This is a genomic window from Streptomyces sp. NPDC057099 (genome assembly GCF_042671245.1).
Classification (GTDB): Bacteria; Actinomycetota; Actinomycetes; order Streptomycetales; family Streptomycetaceae; genus Streptomyces; species Streptomyces purpurascens.
Genome location: NZ_JBHUTX010000121.1, coordinates 385 through 1,510 on the forward strand (window position 1 = coordinate 385; position 1,126 = coordinate 1,510).

1 pseudogene is annotated in these 1,126 nt (G+C 71.8%); it reads right to left on the minus strand.

Annotated elements, in window-relative coordinates:
• Window positions 1-973: pseudogene (locus ACFT4A_RS42460) on the minus strand (hypothetical protein); the annotation flags it as partial.
• Window positions 974-1,126: the final 153 nt, after the last annotated feature.

Sequence of the window (1,126 nt, forward strand, 5' to 3'; positions counted from 1 at the left end):
CCCGGAAGCCCTTGCGCCACACGACGACCTGGCCCTTGACCTCCTTCGGCATCATCTCGTCGGACGTCGGGAACTTCGGGTCGTCTGCCCACTTGTGGCGTTCTGACCACAGAACGGGGGCTTTGTCTCGGGTCACCATCTGCCCGACCCACCAAGCCCCTTGGGCGATACCGTGCCAAGCCTCCATGAGTTGGGACAACTGCCCCATCTGCACCGGACACGCCTGCCCGCACTCGCATTCGGACTTCCGTGCGCAGGGTGAACCGGCGGCAATCCGGTCCTCCAGGCGGACGTTGGCCCAGTGCTGGGCGGTCAGGGTGAGCATGTAGACGCCGTGCCCGTCCTCCAGCCAGACCAGGGAGCGGGCGCCGAGCTTGTCGGCGCGCTGGCTCCGTACGACGGCCGCGCAGCGCGGGCAGGACCACACCGAGCCGCAGCTGACCGTGCCGCCGGTGGTCACCTTGCCGTCGGGGCCCACGCTGATCTTCACGGCGACGTCCAGGCCCGTGACCTGGCACATCTTCACGCTCGGGAGCTGCGTGATCCGCTGGATCTCGTCGCGCAGGCGGAGCCGCCAGTCCTCACGGTCCCCGTTCTTCGCCGTGTGCACCACGGGTGCATCGGCGCTGCTCGGGGCGTCGGACGAAACTCTGCTCCATCTATTACCAAGCCGCCCGCCGGTGGGGGCTGGTGCCGTCTCGTCCGCGCGGCCTGAGTCGGGCCGGGGTCCGGTGGCGTAGGCCGCGTAGAAGGCGCTGGCGGCGTCTGTGGGGGCCTGGACGGCGGGAGTTCGGCGGGAGGCCCGGCGGTCGGCTCGTCCGGCCTCACGGGCCAGGCGGCGGGCTCGGCCTGCGGCGCGGGCGGCGTCCTGGCGGGCCTTGAGGCCGGCGCGGGCGGCGGCGCGGCCCTCGGGGGTGCGGAGCGGGTCGTCCTCCAGCTGGCTGCGGCGGGCAGCGCGCGAGTCGCTGGCCACTGCGGTGAGCTGGGGGGAGGAAACCAGAAGTACCGGCGTCTCGGCCGGTGCGGGGCTCGGGCGACTCGCCGGAGCGGGTGTTGCGGGGACGTGAGTCCCGGGTACGCTGGTCACAGCGTCGGGTCCTTCGGTCTTCTGCTCTTAGTCGGGTGA